Genomic DNA, 15,911 nt, shown 5'->3' with positions numbered 1-15,911 from the left:
CGGGCTTTCGGCGGGGGCGGGGGCCGCGGGCGGCGAGGGGAGCGGCGGCCGCCGCGGCGGGGATTGTCAGTGGGGCGTGGCAGGATCGGGGGCGTGGCAGCAAAGGCAGCGAAGAAGAGCGAAGCGACCGGCACCGAGGCGGCGGCGGGCGGCCGTCCCCGACTGCTCCTGATGGACGGGCATTCCATGGCATACCGGGCGTTCTTCGCCCTGCCCGTGGAGAATTTCACGACCGTCACGGGACAACCGACCAATGCGATCTACGGCTTCGCGTCGATGCTCGCGAACACCCTGCGCGACGAGGCGCCCACGCATTTCGCGGTGGCCTTCGACGTCTCGCGCAAGACCTGGCGGTCCGAGGAGTTCGCCGACTACAAGGCGAACCGTTCCAAGACGCCCGACGAGTTCAAGGGCCAGGTCGAGCTGATCGGCGAGCTGCTCGACGCGATGAACGTCAAGCGGTTCGCGGTCGAGGGCTTCGAGGCCGACGACGTCATCGCCACACTCACGGAGCAGGCCACCGCGCAGGGCTTCGAGGTCTCGATCGTCACGGGCGACCGCGACTCCTTCCAGCTGGTCTCCGACGACGTCACGGTCCTCTACCCCACCAAGGGCGTCTCCGAGCTGACGCGCTTCACCCCGGAGAAGGTCTTCGAGAAGTATGGCCTGACCCCCGCCCAGTACCCGGACTTCGCCGCGCTGCGCGGCGACCCGTCCGACAACCTCCCCGGCATCCCGGGTGTCGGCGAGAAGACCGCCACGAAGTGGATCAACCAGTTCGGCTCGTTCGCGGAGTTGGTGGAGCGCGCCGAGGAGGTCAAGGGCAAGGCGGGCGCCAACCTCCGCGAGCATCTGGACGCCGTCAAGCTCAACCGCCGGCTCACGGAGATGGTGCGCGATGTCGAGCTGTCGTGCGGCCCGGCGGAGCTGACCCGCGAGGCCTACGACCGCGAGGCGCTGACGGTCTTCCTCAATGCCCTGGAGATCCGCAACCAGGGCCTGCGCGACCGGCTGCACGCCGTGGACCCCGGCTCGGCCGACGCCGCCGAGGAGAGTGCCCCGGCGCCCGGCGTCGAGGTGGACGGCACGGTCATCGACACCGGCGAACTCGCTCCGTGGCTGGCCGAACACGCCACGGGGCCGCTGGGCGTGGCCACGGTCGATGTGTGGACGCTGGGCAGCGGCAGCGTCGCCGAGGTGGCGCTGGCCGCCCCCGACGGCCCGGCCGCCTGGTTCGACCCGTCCCAGCTCGACGAGGCCGACGAGCGGGCCTTCGCCGCCTGGAGCGCCGACCCCGCCCGTCCCAAGGTGATGCACAACGCCAAGGGCCTGATGCGGGTCTTCGGCGAGCACGGCTGGACCATCGACGGCGTCACTATGGACACCGCCCTGGCCGCCTACCTGGTCAAGCCCGGCCGCCGCTCCTTCGCCCTGGACGCGCTGTCGCTCGAATACCTGGGGCGTGACCTCGCCCCCGCCGCGGCCGGCGACGGACAGCTCGCGTTCGGCGCGGACGAGCAGGCCGAGGCGGACGCCCTGATGGGACAGGCCCGTACGGTCCTCGACCTCGGGACGGCGTTCGAGACGAAGCTGGCGGAGGTCGGCGCGGCCGAGCTGCTGCGCAATGTGGAGCTGCCGACCAGCGAGCTGCTGGCCCGGATGGAGCGGGCCGGTATCGCCGCGGACCGGGGCTGGCTGGAGCGGATGGAGCAGCAGTTCGCGGGCGCCGTGCAGCAGGCCGTCAAGGAGGCGCATGCCGCCGCGGGCCATGAGTTCAACCTCGGCTCGCCCAAGCAGCTTCAGGAGGTCCTCTTCGGCGAGCTGGGCCTGCCCAAGACCAAGAAGACCAAGACGGGCTACACCACCGACGCCGATGCCCTCGCCTGGCTGGCGGCGCAGACCGACAACGAGCTCCCGGTGATCATGCTCAGGCACCGTGAGCAGGCCAAGCTGCGCACGACCGTCGAGGGCCTGATCAAGACCATCGGCGCCGACGGCCGGATCCACACCACCTTCAACCAGACCGTCGCGGCCACCGGCCGGCTGTCCTCCACGGACCCCAACCTCCAGAACATCCCGGTGCGTACGGACGAGGGCCGGGCGATCCGCCGCGGCTTCGTCGTCGGCGAGGGCTTCGAGTCGCTGCTGACGGCCGACTACAGCCAGATCGAACTGCGGGTGATGGCGCACCTCTCCGAGGACGAGGGCCTGATCGAGGCGTTCACCTCCGGCGAGGACCTGCACACCACCGTCGCCTCCCATGTCTTCTCGGTCGACAAGAGCAAGGTCGACCCGGAGATGCGCCGCAAGATCAAGGCGATGTCCTACGGCCTGGCGTACGGCCTGTCGGCCTTCGGCCTCTCCCAGCAGCTGGGCATCCAGCCGGACGAGGCCCGTAAGCTGATGGACAACTTCTTCGAGCGGTTCGGCGGGGTGCGCGACTACCTCCAGCGGGCGGTGGAGGAGGCCCGGGCCACCGGCTACACGGAGACCATGCTCGGCCGCCGCCGCTACCTCCCCGACCTCAACAGCGACAACCGCCAGCGCCGCGAAATGGCCGAGCGGATGGCGCTGAACGCCCCGATCCAGGGCACCGCCGCCGATATCGTCAAGATCGCGATGCTGCGGGTCGACGCGGCACTGCGGGCCGCCGGGCTGGAGTCCCGGATGCTGCTCCAGGTCCATGACGAAATCGTCGTCGAGGTCGCCCCCGGCGAGCGCAAGAAGGTCGAGGAACTGGTCCGCAAGGAGATGGCCGCAGCGGTCGAACTGAGCGCCCCGCTGGACGTCTCGGTCGGCTCCGGCAAGGACTGGGAGTCGGCGGCGCACTGAGCCGGGAAGCGGGCCGGTGACGGCGCGGGCGCCCCGCGCCGCCCCCGGCCACGCAGCCCGGCCGCAACCCGGCCCGCACCGCACCCAGTCGCGGCCGGTTCCGGCCTGCTCGACGGTGGCCCGGAAGCGGTCGTCGTCCGACGCGGCATGGATCTTGTTCACCTCGAAAGCGCTCTGCTTTGATCACTCCGTGATACGTCGTGTGGTCCGAGCCCTGGGCACCTGTGTCTCCCGCAGCCCGGTCACGGCCGGCTATGCCGGACTGCTGTTGTCGACCCATCTGTGGTGCACCGCGGTGCTGTCCACCGCGGAGGCACAGCGTGTGCTGCTCGGCGTCAGTACGAATCTGGACAACCTGCAGGACCGTCCGGTCCGTGTACTGGCGGGCAGCATGCTGTTCTTCGACGGCACGCTGACCGAGATCACCTCAGATGCCTTCGCCGGCACGCTGATCACACTCGGTCTCGGCGTCATCGTGTGCCTGGCATGGCTGGAGCGACGGTACGGAGCGGGGCGTGCCTACGCCCTCTTCGTCCTGGGCCATCTCGCCGCCACGCTGCTGACCGTGCCGTTGATCCACGTGGCCCTCGCCCATGGCTGGTATCCGGACAGCGTCCGGCACGCCACCGACTTCGGCATCAGTTACGGGGCCGAGACGGTGCTTGCGACGGGGGCGCTCCTGCTGCGCCGGGCGCGGTGGTTCGCGGCGGCCGGTGTCGTCGCCTGGCCGGTGCTCGGCGGCGACTGGAGCGGGGAACTGCCCGACTTCACCACCGTCGGACATCTGCTGGCGGCCGCCCTCGGCTTCGTCTGCGGAGCCTGCCTGCTGCGGGCCGCCCGGCGCGCCGCCCCGGCCCCGGCCCCGGTGCCGCAGCCCGGCCCGGCTTTGGTCGAGTAGCCCGACGAGTGGGGAGGGCGCGGGTACCCAACAGGCGCCCCGGGCGCCGTCACTCGGCGCCGGGCGACGTGCTCCGTGACGCGGCCGCAGCGCCCGACGGCGACACCGCCGGGGGTGCGGTCCGCGTCATGGGCGCCGGCAGTCGGCCCATGGCGTCGGCTGCCCGGGTGCGGCGGTGCAGCAGTCGTACGGCCACCGCGTAGAGCGGCAGCCCGAGGGTGAGGCCGGCCCCGGTGCCGAAGAGCACGGTCGGGAGGTAGTCGAGCCAGGCCGCCGTGGGACCGTAGACGGCGCGCGCCCGCAGGACACGGTGCACGGCACCGGTCGCCACGCACAGCGCGAGCGGGGCGGTCAGCAGCAGCCGCACCTGTACGGTCAGCACCGGTACCGCGACCGGCGCGGACGCCCCGGCCGCCGTGGGAGCGCCGGTGCCGCCGCGCCCCCGTAGGACCTGCCACACAAACGCGCCCATCGCCGCCAGTGCGAGCGCCGAGGTGCCGTACTGCACGTAGGTGTAGACCGGCAGGCCGCCCACCACCCGGTCGAGACCGGGAACCAGCCGGGTGCCCCAGCGGCCCGGGTGGGTGAAGGCGTCCCAGACCACGTGGGTCGCCGCCCCGAGCACCGCCGAGACCAGGAACCAGCCCACCAGGGCGATGAGTTCGCGAGGTCCCCGGGGCCGCCAGGGCCGGCCGCGGACGAAGGTGTGGACCGGGCCTCGCCATGCCCGGGGCAGCAGCGCGGTCAACGGCTCGCGCACCAGCAGCCAGCCGCCCACGAGCGCCACGGTGACCAGCACATCCACCGTCAGCACACCGGACAGCGAGTGCGTGACCTCGCCGAAGGCCATGCCGCCCGGAACCAGGCTGTCCGCGTAGTACGTCATGTCCGGTGCGAACGACCCTGCCACGAGCGCCGAAGCGACCAACGGACCGCGTGCCGCGCCAGTGCGGCGGATGGCCGGCAGCACGGCGGCGGCATGACTGAGTGTGAACGGCATGGCGCCTCTCCTCGATCGATTCGGATCATTATGTGTCCGATGGGGTGGTAGATGCCGGGCCCGAGTTGTCGTAGTGTCGCCTGAGTTGGAGCGCTGGGGAGCGCGATACCGCGTCAGGAGCGCGGTAGGGCAACGCGGAGGGGACCACGTATGGCAGCCACAATCCGAAGGCGGCTCCAAAGGGGAGCGGCCTCGACAGCCGTGGCGGCCCTGGTGCTCGCCGCCCTGACCGCCTCTCAGGCGCCGGCCGCCACCGAGGCCGCGGCCGCCAGGAAACAGAAACCGGCCCCACCCGCCGACACCCCCATCGACGGCGGTTCGGCGTACTTCACCGACCGGCCGCCCCTTCACAGGCCGGCACCGCCCCGCGAGGCGCACGGCACCGGCCAGGGCACCGCCCTCGGCACCGGCCCCGCCGAGGCCGGCCTGCCCGCCACCGTCCTGGCCGCGTACAAGAAGGCGGCCTCCGCGATCGACGCGTCCGATCCGGGCTGCCGGCTGCCCTGGCAACTGCTCGCCGGCATCGGCAAGGTCGAGTCCGGACAGGCGCGCGGCGGCGCGGTCGATGCCGAGGGCACCACCCTCCAGCCGATCCTCGGCCCGCAGCTCAACGGCCACGGCTTCGCCCGGATCACCGACACCGACGGCGGCCGCTACGACGGCGACCTCACCCACGACCGTGCCGTGGGCCCGATGCAGTTCATCCCCTCCACCTGGTCCAACGGCGGCCTCGACGGCACCGGTTGGGGCGCCGACGGCAACGGCGACGGCAAGAAGGACCCCAACAACGTCTTCGACGCCGCGCTCGCCGCGGGCCGCTACCTCTGCGCCGGCGACCGCGACCTGTCGGTCCAGGGCGACCTGGACCGGGCGATCCTCGGCTACAACCACTCCGAGGACTACCTGCGGACGGTGCTGTCCTGGTACACGTTCTACCGCCACGGCACCCACGAGGTTCCGGACGGCCGGGGCGTCCTGCCCGTCCACCGGGGCGGCACCGGAAAGTCCGGCGGCGACAGCACCGGCCGCACCGGCAGCGGTGCGTACCAGGACCACGGCTCCGGCACACCGGGCAGGAAGCCGGGCAAGGGCGGATCCGGCAAGCCCGGCAAGCCCGGCAAGGGACAGCACAACCACCCCGGCAAGCCCGGCGGTTCGGGCACCGGTGACACGCCGGGCGGCACGGGTACGCCCAAGCCGGAGCCCACCCCCCAGACGCCCACCGGGCCCGCTCGGCTCACCGCTCTCGAGCGGGTCGGCGACAAGGACCTGAGCGCCACCGCGGGCACCGAGTTCGCCGCGTCGCCGCGGGTACGCGCCAAGGACGCCGCGGGCAAGGCCGTCGCCGGCGCCCCCGTCCGCTTCGCCCTCCCCACGACCACCGGCGCCCGCTTCCCCGGTGACGCCACCGCCGTCACCGTCACCACGGACAAGGACGGCCTCGCCACCGCGCCCACGCTGCGCGCGGGCGACAAGGCCGGTGCCTTCACCATCCGGGCCACCGCCGTGGGCCGCACCGCCCCCGCCGTCGCCTTCGGCGCGACCGTCAAGGCCAAGCCGGCCCCGAAGGCCGACAAGCTCGCCCGCACCTCGGACAAGGAGCTGACGGCGACCGCCGGCCAGGCCTTCGCCGAGGACGCCGTCGAGGTCGAGGCGACCTACCAGGGCAAGATCGCGGCGGGTGCGGCGGTCACCGCGACCATGGTCACCGACGACCCGAAGAAGCCCGTGGAGAACGACAAGGGCCCCTACTTCAAGGACCCCGAGGCCACCGGCGGCGACAAGGACAAGCCGGTCCGCACGCTCACCGGCCTCACCACGGACGCCAACGGCCTGCTCAAACTCCCGAAGATCTACACGGACAGGCACGCGGGCACGTTCCTGCTGCGGCTGACCACGGCCGACGGCGCCGTACTCACCGTCAAGCTGAAGGTCGCCGCCCCGGCCGGTTCCTGACCCCACCACCCGGGCCGTCACTTCGGCCTGCCGGCCACTTCGGCCGGCCCGTCACCTCGGCCGGTCCGTCACCGCGCCACCCGCCCCGGCCGTCCGGCCGCGGGGCCGGGTGACCAGCCGGGCCGGCCCCGCACCGGCCCGTCACCGCCGTCCTGCCCACCGTCCAGGGCAGGACGGCGGTGCAACGTGTTCTCATCTCAGCCGCCCGTTGCTACGGTGCCCCCGCCCTGACGCCGTCGGGGGATCCGGGGGTCCCCCGGACAGGCACAGCAGCTCTCCGGGAGGCGGCCATGCGCGCCCTGACAGCAGCCGCGGTCGGACTGGCCGCGGCACTCGCCCTCGTCCTCACCCTCACCGCGACCGGCGCGCCCGGCAGCACGACCTCGCCCAAGCCGCTGCTGACCACCGTCCCCAAGCACCCCTGAGGGAGGGACGCCACCACCATGCCCCGCCCCGTGCCCACCCGGGGGACGACCCCCGGGCCCCCGGCCGACACCGGCACCGCAGCCCCCGGCCTGCGCCGCGAAGCGCGAGGGATGCGCCGCACGGCAAGCCTGGTGCTGCTCGCCTGCGCGGTCTTCTTCACCGCCCTGTCCCCGCTGATGCGGTGGTACGCCTTTCCGCGGCTCGCCAAGATCCCGCCCGGCCAGTACCAGGACATGGTCCTGGAGGCCAAGCCCGCCACCCTCCTCAACTACGGGACGATGAAAGCCGAACGCGTCCCCAAGGTCACCATCGTGCAGACCCTCAAGGGCAATGTCGCCGCCTCCGACCGCATCGAGCAGTCCGCGGGCCGCGACGTCGTCGTCTGGGACACGCTGTCCTACGTCGTCGGCCCCGACGGCAAAATGGTCTCCGCGATCCCCGAGCGCTACCTCTTCGACGCACACTCCCAGGAACCCGTGCACGCCACCGGAGAGATGGTCGACGGAGACCCGGTGCGCCGCGAGGGCATCGAGTACAAGTGGCCGTTCCTCACCGAGCGGCGCGACTACGCCTATTTCGACGCCCAGACCCGCACCTCGGCCCCCATCCACTACAAGGGGACCCGCACCTTCCGCGGCCTGGAGGTCTACTACTTCGAGCAGACCATCCCCTGGACCAAGGTCGCCCTCCCCAAGAAAATGCCGGTCAAGGGCATCACCCCCGAGTCCGTCGAGAGGATGGGCACCACCCGCTGGTACACCACCAAGCGGATGTTCTGGGTGGAGCCGGTCACCGGCGCGCCCGTCAACGGCCAGGAGATCCACAAGGAAGAGCTGCGCGGCGGCGATCTGCTGCCCGGCGGCGGCAAGGTCACCGCGTTCGCCGGCCATGTGAAGATGCGCGACGACTACATCGACTCCACCGTCTCCCTGGTGACGTCCCAGCGCACCCTCGTCCTCCTGCTCACCAGCTACCTGCCCTGGGGGTTCCTGCTCCTCGGCGGTGCGTTGCTGGCCCTGAGCCTGCATCTGGAGGCGCGCGGCCGGCGCCCCCGTGCCGCACCCGCCCGGCATCCCGCAGCCGCCCCGCCGTCGTCCGGCGACGGCGTTGTCAGTGCCGGCCCGTAACGTGAACACATGACGTCAGCGAGGCGCTCCCGACCCCCTCCCGACACCTCCCGACCCCCTCCCGCCCCGGGCTCAGCCCCGTTTGAGCCGCGCCGACGTGTGCCGGGTCGGCTCGGCCGCCGAAGGGTCCTCCGGCCAGGGATGCTTGGGATAGCGACCGCGCAACTCCGCACGTACGGACCGGTATCCGTCCCGCCAGAACGAGGCGAGATCGGCCGTGACGGCCGCCGGACGCCCCGCGGGGGACAACAGATGCACCAGCACGGGCACCCGCCCGCCGGCCACCCGCGGCGACTCCTGAAGCCCGAACAACTCCTGGAGCTTGACGGCCAGCACGGGCTGCTCACCGCCGTAGTCCACCCGCACCCGCGAACCACTCGGCACCCCGATACGCTCCGGCGCCAGCTCATCAAAACGAGCCGCGTCGCCGCTCGCCCACGGCAGCAGCCGGCCCAGCGCCTGCCCCGCGTCGACCCGCGCCAGATCGGCCCGCCGCCGCGCCCGCCCGAGCTCCACCCCCAGCCACTCCTCGACCCGCTCCAGCAGCGCCGCATCCGAGACATCGGGCCACGGCGCGCCCAACTCCCGGTGCAGAAAGGCCATCCGCTGCCGCAACGACGTCGCGGCGGCCGACCACCGCAGCAGCCCGAACCCCTCCCGCCGCAGCCCCGACACCACCGCGTCCCGCAGCAGCCCGGGGTCGGGCGCGGACAGCGGCCGGGCCGCCAGCTCGATCGCCCCCAGCCGTGTCACGCTCCTGGCCACCACATCCCCGTCCGACCAGCGCACCTCTTCACCCGACGAGTACAACGCCCGTGCCGCGGCACACGCCGTCTCCTCGTCGATCACCGCCGCGAGCCGCACCCGCGCGGACACCGCCGCCACCGGCCGGTCCGCCACCGCAACCGCCAGCCACCCCGCATCCCGCAGCCTCGACCCGCCACCGTCGCCCGCGGAGCCCGCGCGATGCCCCCACCCGGCCTGCGCCCCCGTGCCCGCCCCGGCCACATCGGCCCCGGTCCCGGACGCCATGAGGAAACTCCCGGCCCCCCGGGCTCGCGCCACCCGTTCCGGGAACGCCAACGCGGCAATGAGACCGGCGACCGCATCCTCGGAGGCGGCTGCCGCGCCGCCCCCGCCTCCGGTACGGCCGCCGCCCGCGTCCGCACCCGCGTCCGCCGCGGAGCCGCCACGGCCGCCCGCACCCGACCCGGCCGACGGCTCCCCGGCCGCCGACGCCAAGCGCCGCGCCTCCTGACGCCACCTCGCCGCGTACGCATCGCCACCCCGACGCGCCGTGCGCCACGCCGCCGCCAGATCATCCCCGTACGCCCGCGGCGGCTCCTCGCTCAACAGGGCGACCACCTCCGCGGCGCGCCGCACACCGACCTCGGGCGCGCCGTCCAGCAGGGCGCGCGCCAGCCGGGGATGCAGCCCGATCCGCGCCATCCGCCCGCCCCGCCCCGTCGCCCGGCCGGCCCCGTCCACCGCGCCGATCGCCGTCAGCACCTCCCGTGCCGCGGCCAGCGCACCGGCAGGCGGCGCGTCGAGCAGGGCGAGCCCGCCGGCCGTCGGATCGCCCCAGCAGGCCGACTGCAACGCGAACGCCGTCAGATCGGCCACCTTGATCTCCGGATCGGGGAAGGCCGGCAGCCGCCCGTCCTCACCCTCCGACCAGCAGCGGTACACCACTCCCGGCGCCTCGCGCCCCGCCCGGCCGGCGCGCTGACGGCCCGCCGCCCGGGAGGCCCGCACCGTCGTGAGCGCGCTGAGCCCGCGCGCGTGATCCGTCCGCGGCACCCGCGCCAGTCCGCTGTCCACCACCACCCGCACACCCGGCACGGTCAGGCTGGACTCCGCCACCGACGTCGCCAGCACGACTCTGCGGACGCCGCTCCCGCCCGCCAGCACCGCGTCCTGCACCTCGGCCGGCGCCCGCCCGTGCACCTGGAGCACCTCGGCATCCACCCCCGCCAGCTCCCCGGCGACCCGCCCGATCTCCCCGACACCGGGGAGGAAACACAGCACATCACCCGTCTGCTCGCGCAATGCCCGCCGTACCACTGCCGCCACATGCGCCAGCAGCGCCGGATCGACCCGCATGCCGTGCGCCGGCCGCACCGGCCGCTCCGGCGGGGCCCACACGACCCCCACGGGATGCGACACACCCGCCGCCTCGACCACCGGCGCCGCGCCCTCCGGGCCGCCCAGCAGCCGCGCCCATCCCTCGGCGTCCGTCGTCGCCGACGCCGCCACCAGCCGCAGCTCGGGCCGCAGCGTCTCCCGTACATCCAGCAGGAACGCCGCGGAGGTATCGGCGTCCAGATGCCGCTCATGGCACTCGTCGAGCACCACCACATCGACGCCCGCCAGCTCCGGATCGCGCTGGAGCCGCTGAAGCAACACGCCGGTGGTCACGACTTCCACGGTGGTACGCGGCCCGGCCCGGCGCTCACCCCGCACCGTGAACCCGACCTGCTCCCCGACCCGCTCGCCCAGCAGCCAGGCCATCCGCCGCGCGGCCGCACGGGCCGCGATCCGCCGCGGCTCGGCGACCAGCACCCGCCGCACCGGCCCCTCACCGCACAGACCGGCCAGGTCCAGCGGCACCAGCGTCGTCTTGCCGGTGCCCGGCGGGGCGCACAGCACCGCCGTGCCGGGCCCGTCGAGGGCGGCACGCAACGCGGGCAGCGCGGTACGGACGGGCAACTGGTCAAGGGCGTCACGGCGGATCACGCCCCCAGTCTGCCGCCCCGGCCTGACCCATCGGCCGGCTGCCCTGGTTGAGGCCATCCGGCTGCTGCCCCGGTCGGTCACCGCAGGCCCGCGGGCCTGGGGCCGCCACTCGCGGTCGACGGGCTCCGGCCGTCGTCGCAGGCCCGCTTGGCTCGGGCCGTTATCGCCGGTCCGCCGGTCCGCCGGTCCGCCGGCCTGTGGTCGTCAGCGTTCCGAGCCGTCATCACCGCTATGGCCTACCGGCTACCGGCTACCGCCTACCGGCCCAGCCGGTGCGCCGGGCACGGTCGCCCCGCCCGGTCGCTGGCTGCGTCCGGCACCCCGTGGCCGTGCCTTGGCCTTCGCCCCTAAGCCTCCGTCGAGCACACGAAGATCGCCGTCCCCGGGATCAGATGCCCGCGCAGCGGAGACCAGCCGCCCCACTCCTGGGTGTTCCACCGGGGCCATTCCGGCTCGACGAGATCCTCCAGCCGGAACCCCGCGGCCACCACATCCCGCACCCGGTCGCCCAGCGTCCGGTGGTGCTCGACGTAAACGGCCCGGCCGGACTCGTCCTGCTCGACATACGGCGTGCGGTCGAAGTAGGAGGCCCCCACCGACAGCCCCTCGGGCCCCGGCTCGTCCGGGAAGGCCCAGCGGATCGGGTGGGAGACGGAGAAGACGAACCGGCCGCCCGGCCGCAGCACCCGGCGCACCTCGCGCAGCACCCGTACCGGATCGGCGACGAACGGCAGCGCGCCGTACGCGGAGCAGGCGAGGTCGAAGCTGCCGTCGCGGAACGGCAGCGCCCCGGCGTCCGCCTCCACCAGTTCGGTGGCGTCGTCCGCCGCGCCCTCGGAAATCCGAAGAGCGTGCTGTAGCTGCCGGTGGGAGAGGTCCAGCGCCACCGGCAGCGCGCCCTGCGCCGCCAGCCAGCGGGAACACTGCGCCGCACCGGCCCCGATCTCCAGGACCCGCCGGCCCTTCAGCTCGGCGGCAGGCCCGAGCAGCGCGGCATCCGCCTCGTCCAGTCCCTCGGGCCCCCAGATGAACCGGTCGTCCCCGAGGAACGCGCCGTGCTCGCTCTGATACTCGTCCGCGTTGCGGTCCCACCAGCCCCGGCTTGCCCGGCTGCTTTCGGTGTCCGAGGCGTCACGGCGGGTCGCCTCCGGCTCGTGCTCTTGGTTCATGGCGCCCGTCGTCGTAGTGTTCGCTCTGCTTGTAGCTGCAGGGACTGTGAGGCCGTTCGACCTCGCGGAACATCGCGTGTGCCGGTTATGGGGCGTTCTGCCCCGGGTGTGCGCGTTCGCGCATTGACCGGGTCCGGCTGCCCCCGTATGCTACAAGTTGCGCTGCGGGCTTGCGCGCCTCAGACGGAGCAGGCCGCGCTCGCATCTGTATGTATGTCCCCTCGGTTTTGAGGCGATTCGGGTCGTTCCGGATGCTCCGGCATCTGTGGGCTTCCGGCGAAAACGTCTTTGACACTGTCCGGCTTATGCAGAGGCGATACGGGCTCTCGGCGTAGCAGTACCTACGACTTCAATGTCCGCACCGGAGCCTTTACCCACATGACGAGCAGCACCGAGACCACCGCCACCACCCCGCAGGTTGCGGTCAACGACATCGGTAACGAGGAAGCCTTCCTCGCCGCGATCGACGAGACGATCAAGTACTTCAACGACGGCGACATCGTCGACGGCGTCATCGTGAAGGTCGACCGGGACGAGGTCCTGCTCGACATCGGTTACAAGACCGAAGGCGTTATCCCGAGCCGCGAGCTCTCGATCAAGCACGACGTCGACCCCAACGAGGTCGTTGCCGTCGGCGACGAGATCGAGGCCCTGGTCCTCCAGAAGGAGGACAAGGAAGGCCGCCTGATCCTCTCGAAGAAGCGCGCCCAGTACGAGCGCGCCTGGGGCACCATCGAGAAGATCAAGGAAGAGGACGGGATCGTCACCGGTACCGTCATCGAGGTCGTCAAGGGTGGTCTCATCCTCGACATCGGCCTCCGTGGCTTCCTCCCGGCCTCCCTGGTCGAGATGCGCCGCGTCCGCGACCTTCAGCCCTACGTGGGCAAGGAGCTCGAGGCCAAGATCATCGAGCTGGACAAGAACCGCAACAACGTGGTCCTGTCCCGCCGTGCCTGGCTGGAGCAGACCCAGAGCGAGGTCCGCCAGACGTTCCTCACCACCCTCCAGAAGGGTCAGGTGCGCTCCGGCGTCGTTTCCTCCATCGTCAACTTCGGTGCCTTCGTGGACCTGGGCGGCGTCGACGGTCTCGTCCACGTCTCCGAGCTGTCCTGGAAGCACATCGACCACCCGTCCGAGGTTGTCGAGGTCGGCCAGGAGGTCACGGTCGAGGTCCTGGACGTCGACATGGACCGCGAGCGCGTGTCCCTGTCGCTCAAGGCGACCCAGGAAGACCCGTGGCAGCAGTTCGCCCGGACCCACCAGATCGGTCAGGTCGTCCCGGGTAAGGTCACCAAGCTCGTTCCCTTCGGTGCGTTCGTGCGCGTCGACGAGGGCATCGAGGGCCTGGTCCACATCTCCGAGCTGGCCGAGCGCCACGTCGAGATCCCGGAGCAGGTTGTCCAGGTCAACGACGAGATCTTCGTCAAGGTCATCGACATCGACCTCGAGCGTCGCCGGATCTCGCTGTCGCTGAAGCAGGCCAACGAGTCCTTCGGCGCCGACCCGTCGGCCGTCGAGTTCGACCCGACCCTGTACGGCATGGCCGCGTCCTACGACGACCAGGGCAACTACATCTACCCCGAGGGCTTCGACCCCGAGACCAACGACTGGCTCGAGGGCTACGAGACCCAGCGCGAGGCGTGGGAGAACCAGTACGCCGAGGCGCAGCAGCGCTTCGAGCAGCACCAGGCTCAGGTCATCAAGTCCCGCGAGGCCGACGAGCAGGCTGCGGCCGAGGGCGCTGCGGCGCCGGCGGCTGCGACCGGCGGCAACGCCGGTGGTGGCACCACCGGTGGCGGCGGCTCGTACTCCTCGGAGTCGGCGGACAACTCCGGCGCCCTGGCGTCGGACGAGGCCCTCGCCGCGCTCCGCGAGAAGCTGGCCGGCGGCCAGAGCTGAGCTCTTGCCGATAGGCACTAGCCGATAGACGAAGGCCCGTTCCCCTCAGGGGGAGCGGGCCTTCGTCGTGTTCGGGGCCCTCCTCGTGTTCGGGGCCTGCGTCGTGGTCGGGGATTCCGGAGGCCGGTTCAGCCCGTGGGGATTCCTGGAATGGGCGAGGGTGAGGGCGAGGGCGCGGGTGAGGCGCGGCCGCCGGTGACAGGGTGGTTGCCCGTGATGGTGACCCAGGAGGCGCCGACGTGGCGCCGGTCGGCCCGCCGCCGTCGAACGTGTTGCCGAGGCTCTGCGCCCGGTCGCTCGTGTTCGTTGGTTCCGTTGGTGCCGTCGATGCCTGCCCACGGACACCGCTGACCCATACCCCTGCCGTTATTGCCGGTGTCGTGGACGGCGGGGTTCCGGGGGTTTGATGAGGCATTCCTTGCTGGGTTCGCGGAAGCCCACGCACTCCATGGCAGCGGTTGTGCAGTTGCCGCTGTGGGTGACGTCGGTGAGCCGGAATGGCGCCGCCGGGTTCGCGCCGCCGAGGGCGTCCTTGAGCCGTGCGGCTGTGGAGATGCCGACGACTGGGTTGGTGGTGGGGAGGGGGTGCGCCGAACTGGGGTAGGTGAAATCGCCTTGTGCGTAGGGGAGTTCCGGTTCTTGGCTTGGGCTAGGTGTGGCGAGGCGGGGCGGGCCCGTGGGGGCGTTCGGCGGCGTTGGCATGGCGTCCGGCGGGGGTTGGCTGCGCCTGGTGGGGCGTCGGGCTGATGCCGTGTGGCGGCGGGGCATGTGCGATGTGAGGTGGGGCCGTATGCGGTGGCGGGAATGCCCGCGCCGGATTGTGCGTTGCCGCTGATGAGAACGAGGAGGAGCAGTCACTGTGTTGGATCCCCAGGGTTTGTACGAATGGGAGCCGAGCGGGCTCGCGGAGGTGGAGGCGATTGCCTCCAGGGACTCCGCCGGACTGGTGCTGCTGTACCACTTCGACGGGTACATCGACGCCGGCGAGACGGGCGACCAGATCGTTGAACGGCTGTTGGACGGCCTGCCGAATGAAGTCGTCGCCCGCTTCGACCACGACCGCCTCGTCGACTACCGCGCCCGCCGCCCGCTGCTCACCTTCGAGCGCAGCCGATGGACCGCCTATGAGACCCCGCGCATCGAGCTGCGGCTCGTACGGGACACCACCGACGCGCCGTTCCTGCTGCTGTCCGGACCCGAACCGGACGTCGAATGGGAACGCTTCGCGGGCGCGGTGAAGGAGATCGTGGAGCGCCTCGGCGTACGTCTCTCGGTGAACTTCCACGGCATCCCCATGGGTGTCCCGCACACCCGCCCCGTAGGCATCACCCCGCACGGCAACCGCACCGACCTGATGCCTGGGCACGGCGGCTTCTTCGATGAGGCACAGGTGCCCGGCAGCGCGGAGGCGCTGATCGAGTTCCGGCTGGCGGAGGCGGGACACGACGTCCTGGGTGTGGCCGCGCACGTGCCGCACTACATCGCCAGGTCCGCGTATCCGGACGCCGCGCTGACAGCCCTGGAGGCTGTGACAGCCGCGACCGGGCTGGTGCTGCCCGGCGCCGCGCATTCGCTGCGTACGGAGGCGCTGCGGACGCAGGAGGAGATCGAGCGGCAGATCTCGGAGGGCGATGAGGAGCTCGTCGCGCTGGTCAGCGGGCTGGAGCATCAGTACGACGCGGTGGCCGGGGCGGAGAGCCGGGGGAACCTCGTGGCCGAGCCCGTGGAACTGCCGTCAGCCGACGAGATCGGCAGGGAGTTCGAGCGCTTCCTGGCGGAGCGGGAGGGCGACGGCGGCGCGGGCGGAGCCTGAGCCGGGCTGTCGCCTCCTGAACTCCTGCCGTCCGGGCGCACCGTATAGCGTGGGC

At 72.3% G+C, this 15,911-nt stretch carries 10 protein-coding genes; 7 read left to right on the top strand and 3 right to left on the bottom strand.

Translation table 11 applies throughout. From position 1 onward, the window contains the following. Positions 1-93 precede the first annotated feature (93 nt). Together polA and K7C20_RS09380 are read left to right on the top strand one after the other, a co-directional pair. The gene (gene polA, locus K7C20_RS09385) at positions 94-2,832 is read left to right on the top strand and encodes a DNA polymerase I (RefSeq protein WP_030080069.1); all 2,739 of its coding nucleotides are present in this window, start codon (positions 94-96) and stop codon (positions 2,830-2,832) included. Between the two features lie 190 nt (positions 2,833-3,022). Next, a complete protein-coding gene (locus K7C20_RS09380) occupies positions 3,023-3,730 on the top strand; it encodes a rhomboid-like protein (protein ID WP_245171864.1) in 708 nt (235 codons plus the stop codon). A gap of 49 nt (positions 3,731-3,779) precedes the next feature. Here K7C20_RS09380 and K7C20_RS09375 read toward each other — a convergent pair whose 3' ends face one another. Then, positions 3,780-4,730 carry a DUF4184 family protein gene (locus tag K7C20_RS09375; protein WP_030080064.1) on the bottom strand — a complete coding sequence of 317 codons (951 nt, stop codon included), beginning with the start codon at positions 4,728-4,730 and terminating at the stop codon, positions 3,780-3,782. 150 nt (positions 4,731-4,880) lie between these two features. Here K7C20_RS09375 and K7C20_RS09370 point away from each other — a divergent pair, with 150 nt between their 5' ends. The 3 genes from K7C20_RS09370 (at position 4,881) to K7C20_RS09360 (ending at position 8,239) form a co-directional block, all read left to right on the top strand. After that, complete coding sequence (locus K7C20_RS09370) at positions 4,881-6,686, top strand: lytic transglycosylase domain-containing protein (RefSeq protein WP_053210443.1); 1,806 nt, start codon at positions 4,881-4,883, stop codon at positions 6,684-6,686. 290 nt (positions 6,687-6,976) lie between these two features. Further along, positions 6,977-7,111: an SPW_0924 family protein gene (locus tag K7C20_RS09365; RefSeq protein ID WP_107083537.1), complete on the top strand. Its 135-nt coding sequence runs from the start codon at positions 6,977-6,979 to the stop codon at positions 7,109-7,111. Positions 7,112-7,222: 111 nt separating this feature from the next. After that, a complete protein-coding gene (locus tag K7C20_RS09360) occupies positions 7,223-8,239 on the top strand; it encodes a DUF3068 domain-containing protein (protein ID WP_030080059.1) in 1,017 nt (338 codons plus the stop codon). A 72-nt stretch (positions 8,240-8,311) separates the two neighbouring features. Here K7C20_RS09360 and hrpB read toward each other — a convergent pair whose 3' ends face one another. Next, positions 8,312-10,975: an ATP-dependent helicase HrpB gene (hrpB, locus tag K7C20_RS09355; RefSeq protein WP_053210442.1), complete on the bottom strand. Its 2,664-nt coding sequence runs from the start codon at positions 10,973-10,975 to the stop codon at positions 8,312-8,314. 347 nt (positions 10,976-11,322) lie between these two features. Then, the gene (locus tag K7C20_RS09350) at positions 11,323-12,144 is read right to left on the bottom strand and encodes a class I SAM-dependent methyltransferase (RefSeq protein WP_053210441.1); all 822 of its coding nucleotides are present in this window, start codon (positions 12,142-12,144) and stop codon (positions 11,323-11,325) included. A gap of 378 nt (positions 12,145-12,522) precedes the next feature. Between K7C20_RS09350 and rpsA the strand changes: the two genes are divergently transcribed. After that, positions 12,523-14,043, top strand: coding sequence for a 30S ribosomal protein S1 (gene rpsA, locus K7C20_RS09345; protein ID WP_030080055.1), 1,521 nt, complete (start codon positions 12,523-12,525; stop codon positions 14,041-14,043). A gap of 859 nt (positions 14,044-14,902) precedes the next feature. Further along, entirely contained in the window at positions 14,903-15,856 is a 954-nt protein-coding gene (locus K7C20_RS09340) for a PAC2 family protein (protein ID WP_048829277.1), read from the top strand. Positions 15,857-15,911 lie beyond the last annotated feature (55 nt).

The sequence above is a fragment of the Streptomyces decoyicus genome (assembly GCF_019880305.1).
Classification (GTDB): domain Bacteria; phylum Actinomycetota; class Actinomycetes; order Streptomycetales; family Streptomycetaceae; genus Streptomyces; species Streptomyces decoyicus.
This window is presented reverse-complemented; position numbering and strand designations above follow the sequence as displayed.